Below are 19,159 nucleotides of genomic sequence, written 5' to 3' on the forward strand. Positions count from 1 at the left end.
TTTTCTTAAATCGTAGCTATAGGGAGCAGGCATTATTTTTCTGTTTTGGCGATCACGCAGTGGCAGGCTTCGCCTGATCGCTTTAATCTTAGCTGGTTTTGTCCTAACTTAGCCACGTATTGCTATACATACCTTGAAATCATATCAAGGGTCACTCCCTGGATTTGACTTTCTGGGTTTTAACATTAGGCAGTATCCAGTAGGGAAATATCATTCTCGACGGGGTTACAAAACCCTTATTAAGCCCAGTAAAGATAGTCAAAAAGTACACTATCAAAGGCTACGACAGATTATTGATAAACGTAAAGCAGTATCTCAAGACGATTTGATTGCTGCTTTGAACCCGATTATCAAAGGATGGTCAAACTACTTTTCATCAGTCTGTAGTCAGAAAATCTTTAACAGATTAGATGAACTTGTGTACCACAAACTCTGTCGATGGGCGAAACGTCGTCATCACAATAAATCGTGGCAATGGATATCCCGTAAATACTGGAAAACCATTGGTAACAATCACTGGTGTTTTGCTAGTAATGATTTCGATAAAAAGTACAAACTCTTTAACCATGCTGAGACAAAAATCATCAGACATACTAAGGTTAAAGGCGTTGCTTCTCCTATGGATGGGAACTTGATTTACTGGAGTTCCAGATTGGGAAAAAATCCTCAAATGCCTCGAAGTAAGGCTTTTCTTCTTCGTAAGCAGAAAGGGAAATGTAATAAGTGTGGATTGTATTTTCTCCAAGGAGACAGATTAGAACTCGACCATATTCTGCCCAAATCTAATGGGGGAACAAATCGAAGGGATAATCTTCAACTTCTACATAAACACTGTCACCACTCAAAAACCAGAAAGGATATTCAAAATCTGGTTATCAATACAGGTACTCATGACAAGGGCTGTACTACCGAGGAGCGGAGTGAAGGGAAACTTTCATGCTCCGTTTTGCAGACGAGTCGGAGAGGTGACTCTTCGGCTTAGTTCAACCTATTTTCGCCGTTTCACCAACGTCTAATAGCGATCGCCTGATTTGCGATGGTGAACGGCGGTAACACCTTCAGATTGTAAAAGTTTGCCTAGATCTGCGGTAGCGTAAATTAACCAATGATCGCCACACTCCATTTTATTAGCAATACGACATTCTACATAAGCTAAGGCATCACTAAGAATGGGACAACCGTTATTTGCGGTTTCTAACTCCACATCTTGAAAACGATCTTCTCCTGGTGCAAAAGGTTTTAAAAATTGCTTCATCAAACCAATATGATTTCCTTGCTGAAGAATATTTAAGACGAAAGAATTACCCTTGTGCAATAAAGACTCGATCGCTCTTTCTTTGGCAACTGCTATGGTTAGCCCAGGAGGATTAAAGGTGGCTTGGGATACCCAAGAGGCTAACATTGCTCCTGAAAGTTCTTCTTGTTTGGTGGTGACAACACATAATGAGCCGACAATTCTACCTAATGCTTGTTCGGTACGTGCTGTTTGTGATGTTCCGCTAACGGTTTTTGGTTTACGAGCGCGTTGGGCTTTTTTCAAAGCTTGAGCAAAATCTGTCCCTGCTTCTTCACAGGATTTCAAAACAGCATCGGTGGGCTTAAATTTAACTCTAATCGGCTCAAAACCAAAGCTATAACCAGCGTTACGGAATTTACTTTCTAAGATATCAATGGCTTCACCACTCCAGCCAAAAGAGCCAAATACCCCAGCTAATTTGGTTTTATTGGTGTTGGCTAACACAGTCCCCAAAGCGGTTTGTATCTGAGTGGGTGCGTGTCCTCCCAAAGTAGGTGAACCCATGATAAAACCACTAGCATTTTCCACTGCTTGCTTAATAGTATCGGGGTCGGCAAATTCTGCGTTAATTGATTCTACCCTAACTCCTGCTTTACTAATACCTCTTGCGATCGCCTGTGCTATAGTAGTAGTGTTTCCATAGGCAGAAGCGTAGATTAAAGCTGCGCTAATAGAAAGCTCTTTTTGATTACTCAGCCAGGTTTGATAATCGCTTGTTAGTTCTTTCAAGCTGTATTTTACTAAACATCCGTGACCTACAGCGTATATTTTGGCTGATTTTTCGGCGATTTTTTCTAAAGCGGTTTTAACTTGCTTGGCGTGAGGAGCCATAATGCAATCGAAATAGTAACGACGATCCTCAGTATCTACTGTCCAGCCTTCATCAAAAACGCGATCGCCACAAACGTGCATTCCAAACAATTTATCTGTATATAATACCCCCGTAACAGGATCGTAAGTACACATCAAATCTGGATAACGAGGATTAGGAGTCAAGATAAATTCTAGATTATGACCCTGACCTAAATCGAGAGTATCCTCTTTTTTAATGACTGTGATATTTAATTCTTGGTCTTCCAGAATTTTTTGTAAGGAAATCGCAGCAGGATTAGAACAAACAATAGTTAACTGAGGCGCAATTTCTAGCAGCTTGGTTAAAGTACTGGCGCGATTAGGGTTAATATGTCCCAGAATAATATAGTCTAGCTGTTGTGGAGCGATTCTTTCTTTTAGCGCATTGAGAAAAATATCTGTAAACGATTCTCCAGGAATATCAACTAAAGCCTTTTTATCTCCTTCAATAAGATAAGAATTAGCTGTAGTCCCTTTTTGCAAAGAATATTCTATTTCAAATTTTAAACGATCCCAAGTACGCGATCGCAGTACGCGAGTATCATCTGCAACGGGAAATACCTGCACATCTTTAGCTCGATCTTTTGACATAAGACCTACTGAACCTCTTGCTATAAGATCTCTAACCTATCTTAAGTGTACCTTTCTCACTGCCTGATAGTTGGAGAGGAAGTCAAATATATCAGATTTGTAATGGTCTATCAGTGATTGACAAAGAAAAGCCAGCTTACTCATTATTTAGTCATAACAAAGATATTATTTGTAGTTTTTTTCTGTTTGCACACAGCTTCGCGGAGCTCTTCGAGATTGGCTATAAATGACTATAATCAAACAAATTCATTTAAGTATTTTCTTGAGGAAATTATCTGTGGAATGTCAGTTTAAGGTTAGCAAATATCAATTGCAACCCAATAACGTAATTAAAAACTAAATTTGCCCACCCTAACTTTATGCTTACTAACAACTAACAATCAGCAACTAACTAACTGATAAGGTGATAACTGTTCATTGTTTAGACCAAGCTGGATGATTTAAAATAGCGTTGATAACCCGCACTCCCCTTAACTGGTTAGATAAAGGAAGATGACCTTGAGGCGCACTTAAATCCCAAATAAACTCATTAGGGTAGCGAGTCCAGTTGTTACCATCTTTCCACTTAATTTTTGGCCAAAGTTTAGTAAAGTCTTTACCTACAGAAATCCAGATTTTTCTTTGTACGGAAAATCCAAATTTACCTTCTGAGTGAACCCGCCACAACCAATCTATTGTCTGTAAATCGGTAATAGGAAAACTACTTACTTCCGTAAAATAGAGCCATTTGCGCTCCATAGCCGAAGAGCCTGCTAATTCACATAATTTTTGAATAGTGACTACATCTGCTTGCTGAAAATCTTGTTGTGCTAGAAGCTGTTGCAGATTAGTGTAGTCAATATTTTTATCTGATACCAAAGGAACAACGCCCTGGGGAAAATTGGTTTGCAAAAATTTCTTGGTTTCGGGAGTATTGGCTTGATAAAGAGCTTGATAAGCTTTGCCTATAGCTAGATTTACAGGATTACCTTGACAAGAAGACATCCATATCATTAAAGACTGGTATCCAGACTCACCAGTTTCCACAAGCTGAGGAATCAGTTTGAGTTGATTTTTTTCTGATTCTGATTTCAATTTAGAACTCAGATTGTTAATATCCTGCATACACTTATAATTTGCTCTGGAGCTACATCCGATCCAGTAAAAATATTCAAAAAAAGCCTGCAATTTAATTTTGCTCGACTATAATTGTTGTCAAATCCAATCCTACCATGATTAATAAAGCATCAGAGACAGATCGTCAAAGGCAATAAATTAGAATTTGCCCCATCTCTAAAGATAACTTGTAGGTGCTTGTTTTATGATTGAATAGATATTTACGATTTATTTTAGACACTACAGAACCTATGGTTGCTGAAAGAACTGTACCCAAATTTGACCGCTCCTCTATCAAAATTACTAAAGAAGAAGGTTTAATGCTCTATGAAGATATGGTTTTAGGACGGTTGTTTGAAGATAAGTGTGCTGAGATGTACTATCGCGGTAGAATGTTTGGCTTTGTCCATCTTTATAATGGTCAAGAGGCTGTTTCTACTGGTGTAATTAGAGCTTTGCGTCGTGATGAAGATTTTGTAAGTAGTACTTATCGCGATCACGTTCATGCTTTAAGTGCTGGTGTTCCCGCAAGAGAGGTTATGGCAGAGCTATTTGGAAAAGCAACAGGCTGTAGTAAAGGTCGTGGTGGTTCGATGCATATGTTTTCGGCAGAACACAATCTTTTAGGAGGTTATGCTTTTGTTGCCGAAGGTATTCCTGTAGCAATGGGCGCAGCATTCCAATCTAAGTATCGTCGCGAAGCTCTCAAAGATAATAATGCAGATCAAGTAACTACTTGTTTCTTTGGTGATGGTGCAAGTAACAATGGTCAGTTTTTTGAATGCTTAAATATGTCCGCATTATGGAAACTGCCGATTATTTATGTAGTAGAGAATAATAAATGGGCGATTGGCATGGCTCACGATCGCGCTACTTCTCAACCAGAAATTTATAAAAAAGCTAGTGTCTTTGATATGGAAGGCTATGAAGTAGACGGGATGGATGTCTTAGCTGTACGTGATGTGGCTCAAAAAGCGATCGCTCGCGCCCGTGCTGGAGAAGGACCTACTCTGATTGAAGCTCTAACCTATCGTTTTCGCGGTCATTCCCTCGCCGATCCTGATGAATTGCGTTCGGAAAAGGAAAAAGAGTTTTGGGCTTCTAAAGACCCAATTAAGAAGCTAGCAAAAGATCTAACTAATATGGGTTTGGTGGTGTCAGAAGAATTAAAAGCGATTGAGGAGAAAGTACAGGCGATCGTTAATGATGCTGTAGAATTTGCGGAAAATAGCCCCGAACCCGATCCTGATGAATTGCGTCGTTATGTTTTTGCCGAAGACTAGATTCAATTATCAGAAAGAGATTGAGACTTTCATAAGGTGGGCAATGCCCACTTTACAATTTTCTAGAAAACTAAAATTACACAACAATCTCAATCTTTTAGATATAAACAATAGCTGAAGTAGCAACTATCTTAATTTTCACTTAGTAAATCAACTAATTTTTTCTTATTTAATTTTCCGTAATTAGTTAATTTGCGCTTTTTAGCTATTTTCTTTAACTCTGTAACGGTTAAGCTATTTAAAACTTGTGAATTTTTAAGATCATCGGGTATGGATTGGGGAGTTAAATAAAACACTTTTTCCAAGGCTTGTAATTTTTTACCTTTTGTAATACCGCATTTCAAGTTAGTAATGGGACTTAAATCTTGCCAATATTGGCGAGGTGCTTCATCAATCCGATTAGTGGCTACGGGAATTTTTACCCCTTTTAAATTAGTATTTGGTTGTTCGACAAGATATTCTAATGCAGATTTAATTTCATCTCTCGAAGCAGTTGATAAATTAATTTTAGGAATTGCTTCACCCGCAAGCATTTTAGTGACTTTCTCAGTAGCTTCACTATTGTCAGCAATGATACACCAAACTTTTTCTAATCCTGCTGCTTCTGCTACGGCATAAACAAAATAATTGCCAATAATTTGATATTCGTCTTCAGCTATTTCTTTAACAATTAAAGGTATCCAGTTTCTACCATCTGTATTACTCAATTCTTTTGCCGTAGCATTAATTAAGTATTCCGAAGTATTAGTTACATCACCAGATTCGATAATATCTAAATCGAGATACATTAAATTGCCAACATCACTCAAATTACTCATTGTAAAAAATACTCCTTAGCTAATTCTGCATAATAACTGTAAGCAATTTTATTTTTGTAAGCAGCAGGAATTTTTTCAAAAGCTGCATACCCTATATATGCATTACTTGGTAGTTCAAATATTTTGATACCTGTTTTAGACTCTAAGTAAGGACTTAAATCTAATCCAGATTCTTTTTTAACTTGTTGAATAATTTTTTTTATAGCATTTGTTGCTTTAATTCTTGCTGCATCTGTTATTTTTTCTCCATTAAAGAAAATCGGTAAAGCTGTTGCACCCCATTCTAATCCTTGAGTTTTCTCCTGTCGAGTTTTTTGGATTTCTGGAATATATTTCTTAATGGTTACTGCTGCATTTTCTAACGAGCAGATATTATTATGCTTGGTAGGAATTAAGACGACATCAGAAGCATAAACAGCACTGATACTGTAAAATCTCCAGTTGGGAGAAGCATCAATTAAGATATAGTCATAATCGTTTTTTAAAGTTTCTAATTTTTTTCTTAAACTATGAGTACTAAGTTCCGTTTTTAATTTATCTTCAGGAATGTTAGCTAGCTGTAGATCGACAGGAAGAACATCAAAACTGAAAGTGATTACATTATTTTTACTTTTAAATTTTTTAGTATATGGAACAATAGCATTTTTCAAATTGATGCTATTTTTTTTATCTTTTAGGCACTCATATAGTGAAGTTTTGCCTGCTTGAATACCTAAAGAATTAGTTAAATCTTGTTGATTGGGGTCGAAATCAATAATTAAAACTTTTTTCTTGTGTCTGGTTAAAACAGCAGCTAAATTAATGACAGTGGTTGTTTTACCAACACCTCCCTTATTATTGTAAACAGCAATAGTTAAGGCTTTTGGTGTGTTTTTAATTCTCTTTCTAATTCGATCAGTTAGTTCGTCAATATTATCGGGTTTAATATCTAAACACGGTGTTGCGGGATAAATTGTTTTACCATGTTTTCTAAACAATTGAATGTGCTTGGAGTTAGTAATGATACCCCATTGCACGCTTTTACAATTAGGTGCGAGTAAATATTTTTTTATTTGCTTAACTGTTGCTTTATAACTTGTACTATTATAAGTAAGATCGATATCTCTTCCTTTTAATTCAACTAAAACATGAGGACTTGCTTGAGTGTTTAGAAAAATATTTTCATCAGTGTTATGTCTGAGTGCATAATCAACCTTTTGATGACCTTTACCTGTTCCAAACTCAGGAACTCTTTCTTCTAAACTAAAGCCTAACGCATCAAAAAAAGGTGTTACTATAAAATTATTATTTACAATAGCTTCTGGTGCATCTTTAGGTAAAGCTACCAATGCACTTCGTAAAGTATTTGCTTCTGGTCGATCACCTTTTATATCTTCTCTCGTTATTGCTTGTATCATTATCTATACTGGCTCATTTATTCCCATATTATTCTTTTGTAATATAGAAAACATCAGAGCTATTTCTGAAGAACCAATATAATTAATTCTTGAAGTTTAGGTAAATACTACAAAAAATTAAGAAATTCAGGTTGAACAAATGATGTAGATTTTATTATAACGATCTAGATTAGATTGGCGATCGCTGCTAAAGTACTAAAAGCAGATTATCTCAATCTCTAAAGTTGATTTGACAATTAAAACAATCGCTATTTCGCTCTTTATATTCTTTTATTGTATTGTATGTTATGAGGTAAATTGTAATCAGCTATATCAGTAATCATTTATTAGCAATCGTGCGCTTAATTGGTTATGAAATAATGTGTTTTTTGAGTATTTTATTCAAATATTCCACTTTAGTTAATTCAAACTAACATTAAAATATGACACTCAAAGTTTACGGTATTCCCAATTGTGGAACTTGCAAAAAAGCGATGCAATGGCTAGACAAGAATGATGTCGCTTATGAATTTATTAACACTAAAGAAAATCCTCCCAGTAAAGAAAAAATAGCCAATTGGGTAAATACTTTAGGCTTTAAACCAATGCGCAATACTTCAGGAAAGTCTTATCGTGCTTTGGGCGAACAAAGAAATACCTGGGAAAGCGATCTCGCTAGCGAGGCACTGCGCGATCGCTGGATTACCGAATTTAGTCAAGATGCAATGTTATTAAAACGTCCTTTATTTGTCAAAAATGAGCAAGCAATATTAGTTGGTTTTAGAGCTTCAGAAGAAGAATTAAAAACTAAATTACTAGATTAAAAAACTAGAATATTGATTTTTTTAAGCAAATAATTTTTGAGAAAATAAACTATCAATAATATTAAGGCAATCTAACCAAAACAATAGTGTTTTTAAACTGCACTTTTGATGTTCCAGATACAAGACATTCCCGCAGGAAAAGTAACCAAATCTCCTTTACCCATAGTTACTGGCTCTCCCTCATCAGGAGTAACTACTACATCTCCTTCAAGAAAATAGCAAGTTTCAGCTTCTCCATAGTTCCAAGGAAATTCCGAGGTTTCTTTAGTCCAAATAGACCAATCAAAAACTCCTAATTGTTGTAACCTTTCTTGGCTGGGTTGGTGTTCGATAGTAATGGTTTGAATCGAAGGCATAATTTGTATCAATTAATTTTTTTAAGACAAAAACTTCGAGAACAATCTAAATTATCCTCAAACTGGATGATTTAGAAAGAGGGAATAAATAAAAGTTAGAGACTTATCAGCGAATGTTGAATAGTGCCAAAACCTATAACCTTAGATATTTACTCAATCCCTCATGATTCTTTACTACTTACAGGGGGCGATAAACGCGGTAGTTAATACTGGGGAAAATATTATCAACTGCTTCAACTTTTTCCAGCCAACCAGAATCAATTTTACCTGCCAAGATTTCTTCATACAGCTTATTAAATCTTAATAAGTGCGATCGTGTTCTCCGAACAGCATAGGGTACCATTGTTCCAGTACGCATGATAAATGCCCAGTCGGAAGATTGTGCCAATAACAACTCTCTAGCTGCTTGATTTAAAGCCTTCCATTCTAATTCATCTTTGGGTTCGCGTTTTGCTAGCTGAATCATTCTTTCTGCTGCTTTGTGCAGGTGGGGATAAACCCAAACATTGGTTTCATTGAGCCAATATTCGTGAAAACCTTTGTAACCCCAACTAGATTGAGAAGGATGACATACTTGTTGTGTAGGATTACCTATTAAATAATCCGACAGGTGAGTCATATCATAAGTATTTTGGTCGTACCAACTCTTACGGAAGAGAAAATCGATAAACCAAGGACCTTCATACCACCAATGACCAAATAATTCAGCATCATAAGGAGAAACCACAATGGGTGGTCGATTCATCACTCCAGCTAAATGCCTGACCTGCTCTTCCCTGTTATACATAAAGTTAGCAGCGTGTTCTGCTGCTTTCTCTCTCGCCCAATAGGGATCGTAAAGAGCTTTATCTCCTCCATCTTTGGAAGTGATGCGATGATATTTAATACCAGTATTTTTTCTTTGTCCGTTAGGCATAATATAGGGCTTAATGTACTCATATTCTGCTTCCCAGCCCAAATCTTTATAAAATTCCCGATACTCTACTGCCCCAGGATAACCAACTTTAGAAGACCATACTTGTTGAGAAGATTCATGGTCACGACCAAAAGCAGCTACACCAGTTTCCGTAAAAATAGGCGAGTAAGCCCCAAAACGAGGACGAGGACGAGCATATAAAAGTCCATGTCCATCCATTAAAAAATAGCGTAAACCCGCATCAGCGAGCATTCTCTCTAGACCTTCATAGTAAGCGCACTCAGGCAGCCAGATACCTTTAGGAGGACAACCAAAATTTTCCTCATAATGTTCGCAAGCAACCTGAATTTGAGCCCAAACAGCTTCAGGATACATCTTCATTAAAGGAAGATAACCATGAGTAGCCCCACAAGTAATAATATCCAGATTATTACTATCAAGAAACTGTTTGAAAGCTTTTACCAAATCACCGTCATAACTCTCCCAAGTGTGACGAATTTGACTAAAAGAGTTAGCATAATACTCCGCCAGATAACGAATATGACCGTTATGTTCATTGTGAGCAACTTCTTTTTCTGCTAACTCTTGAAGTTTTGCTAAATGTTCATCATATCGTTCCTGCAAGAGAGAGTCTCTCAACATCGACACCAAAGGAGGTGTCATGCTCATGGTCATTTTGAAATCAACACCATCTCGCTTTAAGTTTTCAAAAACTTGTAGCAAGGGAACATAAGTTTCTGTAATAGCTTCAAATAACCATTCTTCCTCTAAGACATAATCATTTCCAGGATGTCTGACAAATGGAAGGTGGGCATGAAGCACTAGGGCAAGATAACCAACAGACATAATAGTATTTTCCGCAACTTTGTTTGTTATTGACGAGTGACCCTGCGTCGCCGACAGATGGATCTTGTAGCTGACTTAGCAAGGGAACGCATGAGTCGTGACGAGTTCAAGGCTGAAGCAATTATGGGTAAATTTTATGATATCTTAAGACTAATGTTAATAAAAGTTTAATTAAACACATCAGCTTTTACTACCAACATCAAATAAATAAAGTGGGTGAGTGAGCGATCTGTTTCAATCAAATTTTATGTAGTAAATAGACATTTAGGTGACATCCATGTAAATATATGTTTCATATCAAAAGTAAAGATAAATAAGCGTTAAGTAATGTTTATAATCTTTCATGGCAATTGTACGAGTTACAGAAAGGCTTTAAGAAAGGAATTTCCGAAGTGAGTTTTCTCAAATTACTTTTATTTGTAGATGATCGTCCCGCTCACAGAGAAAATATTAGGTCTATTCGAGGCTATTTAGAAAGCTTACAAGCTGAAAACTATTTTGAGTTAGATATCATTGAAACAAGAAAGCAACCCCATTTAGTAGAGCATTTTAAGCTAGTAGCTACTCCAGCCCTAGTTAAAATTGCTCCTTCCCCTAAGCAAACTCTTGCAGGTAGTAATTTAGTAGCTCAACTGGAAGAATGGTGGCCCAGATGGAAAAACTCTCTGAAGGAAGCTCAAGAAAATTCGGCTTCTCAGTTAAAAAATAGTGACACAGTAGTCTCTAAAAAAAGCTCCTCTAGTAACCAATCTGTTTTCTATGATGAGAAATCTCTTCGTCTCTCTGATGAAATATTTCGTTTACAGCAAGAAAAAGAAGAATTAAAAGAACAATTAAATTTCAAAGATCAAATCCTTGCTATGTTAGCTCATGACCTTCGTAGTCCTTTAACGGCTGCTTCTTTGGCAATGGAAACTTTGGAGTTATCAGAATCTTATGAAGCTAGTGAGCAAAAGCGTAAATTACGGAAACAGCTTTTCAAACAATCTCGTAAGCAGTTTGGTATTATGAAGCGGATGATTACTGAGTTATTAGAAACTTCTCGTAGTGTAAGTGCCAAACTAGAAGTTAGACCACATAAATTGAATTTAAGAGATTTATGCCTCGAAATTATTAGTCAATTTAGAAAACAAACTACAGTAAAATTTCAAACAATAGTACAGGATATTCCGCAAGATACACCTACCGTCTATGCAGATGAAGAGTTATTACGTCAATTGTTGGTCAATTTGCTAGACAATGCTCTTAAATATACTCCTGAAGGTGGTGAAATATCTCTGTCAATACTGCATCGCACCAGCCAAAAAGTTCAAGTAAGTGTTTCTGATACAGGTCCAGGAATTCCTCCAGAAAAACAAGAGCGTATTTTTGAAGGGCATTTTCGCTTACAAAGAGATGAAGCACAAGAAGGTTATGGCTTAGGTTTAGCACTGTGTCGTCGCATAGTTCACGCTCATTATGGTCAAATCTGGGTAGATAGCTCACCTAATAGTGGTAGCTCTTTTCACTTTACTTTGCCTGTTTATCGTTAATTGTTAGTGGTTAGCATGGGCAAACAGCCGTTCGCCTCTACTGGTTAAAACTCCTGACTCAGTGACTCTATTAAATTAAATGATGCAAATAATATTTTTCGGTACACCTCAGTTTGCTGTCCCTACTTTAGAAGCTTTGATTAAACATCCCGATTTGAAAGTTATAGCAGTAGTTACTCAGCCAGATAAAAGAAGGGGTAGAGGAAATAAAACAATCCCCTCTGCGGTTAAAAAAGTGGCAGTAGAACACAATATTGAAGTGTGGCAACCTAAAAGTGTCAAAAAAAATCGAGAAACTTTAGATAAACTGCAACAAGTTCAAGCAGATGCTTTTGTGGTAGTAGCTTATGGACAAATATTGTCTCAAGAAATTTTAGACTTGCCAAAATTCGGCTGTATTAATGTTCATGGCTCGCTTTTACCTCAATATCGTGGTGCTGCGCCGATTCAGTGGAGTCTTTATCATGGGGATGCTGAGACAGGAATTACCACCATGTTGATGGACGAAGGTTTGGATACGGGGGATATGTTGCTTAAAGCACAAATTCCGATTAATTTACTAGATAACGCTGTGGATGTCGCGATTAAGTTGGCAAATCAAGGTGCGGATTTATTAATTGAAACTCTTCAAAAGTTAAAAGCGAATACTATTACTCCGACACCTCAAGATGATGCACTATCTACTTATGCTCGTTTAATTGAAAAATCTGATTATAAAATTGATTGGCAACAAGAGGCTTTAACTATCCACAATCAAGTGAGAGCTTTTTATCCTAGCTGTGTAACTACTTTTCGAGAACAACAGCTTAAAGTTAAAGCTACTGTACCTTTAATAGAGTCAAAACTGGATTTATTGCCATCAGAGTGTCAAGTCATTAAACAAAAGTGGCAAGATTTAGTAAACTTATCTGGTAGTAATGGAGAAGTGGTTGCGATATTGAAAAATTTGGGTGCAGTTGTTCAAACAAAAGCAGGTTTGTTGTTGCTTAAGGAAGTGCAACTTGCAGGTAAAAAAGCGCAATCAGGTTGGGATTTTGTTAATGGAATGCGAGTTACCGAAGGAGAAAGGATGAATGAAGAAGAATAATATCAAGTAAGGATAATTACTTTCAATCAAGTTTCCCTATAATTAATCGTCATCCACGGCAAATAAGCTGTTCAACTGAAGCTGATATGAGGGATAAGGAAGTAAAAGAGTTAGAAGAAATAGCAAAAATTTATATTCAATATTTTATTAAATGAAGCTAGCTAAAGAAACAACACAAATAAACTTTGATTAATATATTTATTGGCTTTTAAATTACCAAGTAGATTGATAATCATCTGCTGTTAGCCGCCATTGTTTGCCATATACATGAATTTGTTTTGTCTCACCAGAACTATTGACTAATTCTCCATCAATATGACTCCAAGCTAAGAGACTACCTTCAAGATTAAAAATACTTAAACCTTGTTTCAACAGCTTTTGGGCATATTTACCGCTACGATAACCAATAGTACAATAAGCAACAATTGGATAATTTTTATAACGGTCAATATTTTGCTCAAATTCAGCTTGGGAGATGGCACCTGGAATAATTGACACTACTCGTTCTTCGGGCGAACGAACATCGACAATAATTGTTTTATTTTGCTGTTTTAGCTGTCTAAATTCCTCCACTGTTATCCCTGTAACTTCAGGAAAATTATTGACGTACTCATCATACATAGAGGTAATTTTTTGCTGTTTCCATGCTTCAGATCGAGTAGTAGTTTGTTGAGAGCAAGAAACTGTTAGCAAAAATAAGCCAGTAAAAATTGTTAACCAATAATTTCGCTTTAAAAACAAAAATGATATCATAAAGACTTAGTAAAGGGCAGGAATTCAAAAATCACCGAGTTAAAATTAGTAGCATCGTCAAGATTTAATTATAGTAAAAATAATTGAACTATCTAGTAAATGCATGATAAACAGCATAATTAGTTATTTAACGACCTACAAAATCTAATTGATTGGATAAATCTGCTACAAATTTTTCTTTATTAAATTTATAGCCCTTTCCTAAAAAACCAATCAAGCTTTCTGTATCATCTTGAGCATTTTGTAAGCAAGTTGAAGCCCCAGGAGAGGGTGTAATATTAAATAGGATATTATCTCCTAAAATTTTGGCTTCTCCTAATTCTAAACTACGAGTATTGAGATTAACTATTTGAGGGCGAACACCACCATAACCTCGAGCAAACTTTAAATCTTTTAAGGTAATTGAGGGTATAATTTTTCTGACTTGTTTAATAAATAGTCTTTTGCCAATAACAGGTAGATCGTAGATTAAATTTAGGATAATGTATCTCAAAACTGTAAAATCAGAAAGTATTTTGAGAAAACTTGCGATCGCTTTTACCCTCAATCCTGCGGTTTGAAAATATTCTAAAACAGTAGCGTAATTGCGTCTTTCTAACATTGGTAATACTTTTGCGGTAGGGCCAAAACGAGTAAGATCGGGATTGTCTACTTCTGGATCGCCGTGAATAGCTGCAAAGGGTAATTTTTTCAATTGTACTGTATAAACTTTTCCTTTGAGCATTTTGGGGGCAAAATAAAAACTTCCCGCAACACTTAATAAAGCATAATCGCGACCATATCCTAAAGATTTAGCTAGTAATAAACTGTGCGCTCCTGCTTCTACGGCTATAGCTTTAGCTCTAATAGTTTTTTCTGGAGTTTTAATTACATAAATATCATCTTGCTTAGTAATTTTAGTAACTTGATGGTCAAAGAAAATATCAATATTTTTTGAGATTTTATTAATAGCATGACCGAGAAATAACTGAGACAAATTCTGAAAATTAATAGTATAGCCTTCCTCTGTAAAGAGTGCTAAAATGTCTTCTGTTGTTTCTCTTTCCTCTAAAATTTTTGGTTCTAATTCGGCAATTTTTTCTTTGTCAATTAACTTTAAAGTAGGAAATAATTGCTTAAATTCTTCATATCTATTTTTTAACTTTGCCACTTGTTCTTCGCCAACAGCCAATACCATTTTGTGATATTTAGTATAAGCTTGCTGTTGAGAATCGTTGTTTAATAAATAATTTTTTACTAGAGTTGCTGCACGATTAACTTTACGTGCTTTTTCTAGGGTATAGTTGGTTTCAATATCCCCAAAATGAAGCGTCTGACTATTATTGCTTTTACAAGAATTAACTAAAGCAACGGCGGAATTCTTTTCAATTAAAGCAATGCGATCGACATTAGTATAATTGCTTAAAGTGTAGAGTAATGCCGTACCGCAAACTCCACCACCAATAATGGCTATTTCGTAGGTATTTTGACTCATAACAGATTATTGATTCGTAATTAGGGAACAATCTTAACCACAGTATCTATCTTTACTATAGAGTAAATTTTATCTACGTCTTAATTTTGTTATGAAATACAATCTTCGTAATATTATCTTGGCAGTACTATAAATTTGTTTATAAAGATAATAATTTATTAATTCATGGCTTATATACGGTGTTACTAATTTTAGGGATGAAATCAATAATAATATGGTTGGTAACTATAAACTGTAAGCGATTAGCTTTTTCAGTACTTATAAGAAAATAAGAAACTCTAAAAATAAGAATAGGGTGGGCATTGCACTAAAGTACTTCCTTCGGTCGCCCACCCTAGTAGCTATATTTAATTTAAAGTCTTCTCAATCTATTGATAGTTTGTGATTTATGAACCTCATACAATAGCAAACTTCTTGCTACTGCTAAGTTTACAGAATATCCTTTTCCTACCATCGGAATCCTAATTAAATAGTGAGATAAATTTTGTTGATTAATTCTGAATTCTGTTGTTCTTCTCCTAAAAATAGTATTGTAAAATGGGGAGATTTAAAGCGATTTTACCCATCACTCAATCAAGGTAATCGATCGCCTTTCACAGCTTAGTTTCGTGTCATTTTCTCACTCTTTCGGCGATTAGCTTTCGACTGGTAAAAAGCGATCGGGCTTCGCCTGGCACGTTCGCGATCGCTTTTTACCGTTCCTTCAAACCCCCTATTTAAAAATCAAATTCGAGATAGAGAATTATTTTTCAGTTGTTGCTAATTCTGGCTCTTTGGTAATGGTTAACTCTTCTTGAGGTGCAGATTTAAACCAACCTTTGTATTTGGCTGCTGCGACTAACACAAATAACAAATCTAAACCAACAAACGCAGCTACAGTAAGAATGGAATCACCTGTACCAAAACCGTAACTGTGTAAACCAGTACCTAGCACGAAGTTAACTCCATACCAAGCCATTAGTACTGCATTGAAAGAAACTACGCTAGTAACAGCCATCCCAAAGTTAGCGAGCCAACCTACTAAACGCCCATGAAGGGGTACAACGTAACACATTAAAGCAATTAAAGCCCAGGTTTCTTTAGTATCCCAACCCCAAAAACGCCCCCAAGCAAAGTGCGCCCAAATTCCACCAAGGATAATACCTGTGGCGAGCAGCAAAACTCCTACTTGAACAACGCCGTAATTCCATTTAGAAAGGCTACGAATTCTCGCTGTTGCTTGGGGTGCAAATAAGTAATGTCCTAAAATTATGTGACCTAACCCTAAAGCTAGGGCAAAGCTAGCATAACTCAGGGTAATGGTGGGAACGTGAATACTCAACCAGAAATTGTCTCGTAATACGGGTACTAAGGGTTTAATAGTAGGATCGAGTACCGCAGGTAAGCTATCGGCAAGAATTAAACAGACTATAGATAAAGGTGCAGCAGCTAGTAAATAGTATTTGGCGCGATAAATTCCTTCAAAGAGTAAAGCGATCGCCGAAATACCAAAACCGACCCAAATTACTGACTCATACATATTAGTCACTGGAGGTCTACCCGCAATCTGCATTCTTTCTAAGAAGCCGTAACCGTGAATGGCTAAACCTGTACCAAAAATGGCGATCGCAGTTTCGTAGAAATTAAAGGAGCTAAATAATAGTACTCCCAACATGACCACAAAACCCAAACCATAAAGTATCCAAGCTTTAGCAAAGGGATGCAAGTTGTAAAAACGGACTTCTCTAGCTAGAGTAGCTTGTTCGGGATATATATCAGGACTTAAGGCTTCTAGTTGAGTATGTAAGTCATTTGCGATCGCCCCTAAACTAGCCAGATATTCAGGGTGATTTTTGTAGCTTTGTCTGAGGCGATCGTAACTACTAGCAATGGGAAGTAAAGCATCGCGATCGTAATACTGATTAGCTTCTGTAATTCCTACCCAAGCACCTTTAATATCTGTAGGATGGGGTACTAAAGGCAAGCGATCGTTACCTACTGTTTCTACCGTTAAAGCTAGACGATCTTCGATGGTTAAAGCTTCTCTTTCATCACGATTTAAATCTATCCCTGCTACTTGTTTTTGCTGGATATTTTTGATAAATTCACCCAAATCGGAGCGAATTAACTCAGAAAAGCTAAAATACTTGCTTTCAGGATCGAGTCCTACTTTTTCTTTTAAAGGACGATAACTCAAGAGAATGAAAGGTTCTTCATTCCAATTGCGGTTATTTAACCACATAGAAAGATAAGTGTTTAAATAATCCAAATTTTCGCCGTTATCTGCTTGATAGCTAGTTCTACCATGAATTTGCGCTACAGTTTCTCTAGCAACAGTATCTAAAGGTTTTTTTCTTCCTTCTAGCTGTACAGCTAAATCTTGCAAAGGTGCAACGGGTGATGTTTGAAACTGGCTCAAGGGAATTATCAAAATTGCGATTCCCAGTACCAGACCGATAATAAATTTAGCTATTTTCATGATTTATAAGGGTTTGTTCTTAGATTAGTTTATACCAATCGAAGGAGTCACCGAGTCAACTAAGGAGTGAGGAAGAAGGACTTGCACCTTTAATATATGGAGCAGATGGATATCCGAATCGCGATCGCCCACCAAGAGATTCAAAAATCAGAAGGGATGAAGAATTATTAGTAAATAGTAATTATCCACCACCAACTAACAAAACTAAAATGTCACAATATCAAAACATTTTTTTAGTAAGAAGTACAGACTTTTGAATCAATTTAACTGTTTAAGAGAATCTTTTTTCGTAAAAACTTGCAAATAAGTTATACATAACTACTATTGTTTCAGGATTTATAACTATTGATAGTTGCTGTTTTGATTTTTCTGCATTGTTTCGATGCAAAAAAAGGATTTAAAAGCCATAAATCAAGATACCAAAACATTTTTAGTAACAAAAGATACGGTTCAACCATAGTAATAGACCTATAAGGTATATAGTCTGTTGGTGGAATAAAGATTCCTATCTAAAATGTCTTTACAAGTAGAGTTACTAGAAGAAAGTTTTGAGGCTGTTAAACCTCAAGCGGATGAATTTGTAAATAGTTTTTATAATAATTTATTTACAACTTATCCAGAAGCACAGCCACTATTTGCCCATTCTAATATGGCAGAACAGAAAAAAAAGCTTTTAGCTTCTTTGGTTTTAGTGGTTGAAAATTTAAAACAACCTGATATTTTAAGCGACACTTTAAAAGGATTAGGTGCAAGACACGTTAAGTATGGCGCGTTACCAGAACACTATCCTTTAGTGGGTAATTCTCTTTTAACTACTTTTGAACAATATTTAAAAGAAGATTGGACACCACAAGTTAAACAGGCTTGGGTAGATGCTTATGGCGCAATCACAGAATTAATGCTTGATGGGGCTGATTATTCCTCATCAGAAATTGCCTTAAAAACTCCTGCTGCTACTGAACCAGAGCCAGAAAAATCTGGTTTACAAGCAGGGCTATTAGAGTCGAGTTTTGAAGCAGTAAAGCCTCAAGTAGATGAATTTGTAAATAGTTTTTACAACAATCTATTTACTATGTATCCAGAAGCCAAGCCTTTGTTTGAGCATTTAGATATGGCAAAACAAAAGAAAATGCTGCTTAATTCTTTGGTTTTAGTAGTAAACAATCTGAGAAAGCCTGATGTTCTAAGCGACACTTTAAGAGGGTTAGGCGCAAGACACGTAAAATATGGTGCGCTACCAGAACACTATCCTTTAGTCGGTAGTTCTCTGTTGACTACTTTTGAACAGTATTTAAAAGAAGATTGGACACCACAAGTTAAACAAGCTTGGGTAGATGCTTATGGTGCAATCACAGAGCTAATGCTTGATGGGGCTGATTATTCCTCATCAGAAGTTGCGCTACAATCTGATGTTTCTTTAAACGAGCCAGAAATCGCCAAGTCAAATTCTGGTTCTAGTCTCGGAACTGATGGTAGTGCAACTCTTAACAATGAAAGTAACTCCCAAGCAGGCTTGCTAGCTCTCGTCGGCGGTGGGGCTATAGGGATTATCGCCCTACTACTGCTTTTTCTGTAGCCAACAAGATAGTAAGTAAGGCTGG

15 protein-coding genes are annotated in these 19,159 nt (G+C 36.2%); 6 read left to right on the forward strand and 9 right to left on the reverse strand.

The genetic code is table 11. The annotated features are described in order from the left end of the window. The first annotated feature begins 133 nt into the window (after positions 1-133). Complete coding sequence (locus H1P_RS09190; protein ID WP_144866465.1) at positions 134-982, forward strand: group II intron reverse transcriptase; 849 nt, start codon at positions 134-136, stop codon at positions 980-982. Positions 983-1,012: 30 nt separating this feature from the next. Here H1P_RS09190 and H1P_RS09195 read toward each other — a convergent pair whose 3' ends face one another. Together H1P_RS09195 and H1P_RS09200 are read right to left on the reverse strand one after the other, a co-directional pair. Beyond that, positions 1,013-2,740 carry a diflavin flavoprotein gene (locus tag H1P_RS09195; RefSeq protein WP_144866467.1) on the reverse strand — a complete coding sequence of 576 codons (1,728 nt, stop codon included), beginning with the start codon at positions 2,738-2,740 and terminating at the stop codon, positions 1,013-1,015. 414 nt (positions 2,741-3,154) lie between these two features. Beyond that, entirely contained in the window at positions 3,155-3,844 is a 690-nt protein-coding gene (locus H1P_RS09200) for a GUN4 domain-containing protein (protein ID WP_144866469.1), read from the reverse strand. A gap of 242 nt (positions 3,845-4,086) precedes the next feature. On the opposite strand from H1P_RS09200, the gene pdhA reads away from it, so the two are divergent. Further along, complete coding sequence (gene pdhA, locus H1P_RS09205) at positions 4,087-5,118, forward strand: pyruvate dehydrogenase (acetyl-transferring) E1 component subunit alpha (protein ID WP_144866471.1); 1,032 nt, start codon at positions 4,087-4,089, stop codon at positions 5,116-5,118. Between the two features lie 131 nt (positions 5,119-5,249). Here the strand turns inward: pdhA and H1P_RS09210 are convergent, their stop codons facing one another. Together H1P_RS09210 and H1P_RS09215 are read right to left on the reverse strand one after the other, a co-directional pair. Further along, complete coding sequence (locus tag H1P_RS09210) at positions 5,250-5,936, reverse strand: Rho termination factor (protein WP_144866473.1); 687 nt, start codon at positions 5,934-5,936, stop codon at positions 5,250-5,252. Further along, a complete protein-coding gene (locus H1P_RS09215; protein ID WP_144866519.1) occupies positions 5,933-7,306 on the reverse strand; it encodes a ParA family protein in 1,374 nt (457 codons plus the stop codon). The genes H1P_RS09210 and H1P_RS09215 overlap by 4 nt, the downstream gene beginning before the upstream one ends. A 449-nt stretch (positions 7,307-7,755) precedes the next feature. On the opposite strand from H1P_RS09215, the gene H1P_RS09220 reads away from it, so the two are divergent. After that, positions 7,756-8,136 carry a Spx/MgsR family RNA polymerase-binding regulatory protein gene (locus H1P_RS09220; RefSeq protein ID WP_144866475.1) on the forward strand — a complete coding sequence of 127 codons (381 nt, stop codon included), beginning with the start codon at positions 7,756-7,758 and terminating at the stop codon, positions 8,134-8,136. A 92-nt stretch (positions 8,137-8,228) separates the two neighbouring features. Here H1P_RS09220 and H1P_RS09225 read toward each other — a convergent pair whose 3' ends face one another. Then, the gene (locus H1P_RS09225; RefSeq protein ID WP_144866477.1) at positions 8,229-8,492 is read right to left on the reverse strand and encodes a cupin domain-containing protein; all 264 of its coding nucleotides are present in this window, start codon (positions 8,490-8,492) and stop codon (positions 8,229-8,231) included. A gap of 178 nt (positions 8,493-8,670) precedes the next feature. After that, entirely contained in the window at positions 8,671-10,254 is a 1,584-nt protein-coding gene (locus tag H1P_RS09230; RefSeq protein WP_144866479.1) for a glycoside hydrolase family 57 protein, read from the reverse strand. A gap of 350 nt (positions 10,255-10,604) precedes the next feature. Here H1P_RS09230 and H1P_RS09235 point away from each other — a divergent pair, with 350 nt between their 5' ends. Next, positions 10,605-11,786, forward strand: a complete 1,182-nt coding sequence (locus tag H1P_RS09235) for a histidine kinase (protein ID WP_144866481.1) — start codon at positions 10,605-10,607, stop codon at positions 11,784-11,786. A gap of 82 nt (positions 11,787-11,868) precedes the next feature. Beyond that, positions 11,869-12,873, forward strand: coding sequence for a methionyl-tRNA formyltransferase (gene fmt / locus H1P_RS09240; protein WP_144866522.1), 1,005 nt, complete (start codon positions 11,869-11,871; stop codon positions 12,871-12,873). Positions 12,874-13,086: 213 nt separating this feature from the next. Here the strand turns inward: fmt and H1P_RS09245 are convergent, their stop codons facing one another. From H1P_RS09245 to H1P_RS09255, 3 genes are all read right to left on the reverse strand, one after another. Further along, a complete protein-coding gene (locus H1P_RS09245; RefSeq protein WP_144866483.1) occupies positions 13,087-13,626 on the reverse strand; it encodes a rhodanese-like domain-containing protein in 540 nt (179 codons plus the stop codon). 127 nt (positions 13,627-13,753) lie between these two features. Next, the gene (locus H1P_RS09250; protein WP_144866485.1) at positions 13,754-15,100 is read right to left on the reverse strand and encodes an FAD-dependent oxidoreductase; all 1,347 of its coding nucleotides are present in this window, start codon (positions 15,098-15,100) and stop codon (positions 13,754-13,756) included. A 742-nt stretch (positions 15,101-15,842) separates the two neighbouring features. Then, positions 15,843-17,558: a cytochrome c biogenesis protein gene (locus H1P_RS09255; protein ID WP_144866487.1), complete on the reverse strand. Its 1,716-nt coding sequence runs from the start codon at positions 17,556-17,558 to the stop codon at positions 15,843-15,845. 514 nt (positions 17,559-18,072) lie between these two features. On the opposite strand from H1P_RS09255, the gene H1P_RS09260 reads away from it, so the two are divergent. Next, positions 18,073-19,134, forward strand: coding sequence for a globin family protein (locus H1P_RS09260; RefSeq protein ID WP_144866489.1), 1,062 nt, complete (start codon positions 18,073-18,075; stop codon positions 19,132-19,134). Positions 19,135-19,159 lie beyond the last annotated feature (25 nt).

It is taken from the genome of Hyella patelloides LEGE 07179 (genome assembly GCF_900659865.1).
Classification (GTDB): domain Bacteria; phylum Cyanobacteriota; class Cyanobacteriia; order Cyanobacteriales; family Xenococcaceae; genus Hyella; species Hyella patelloides.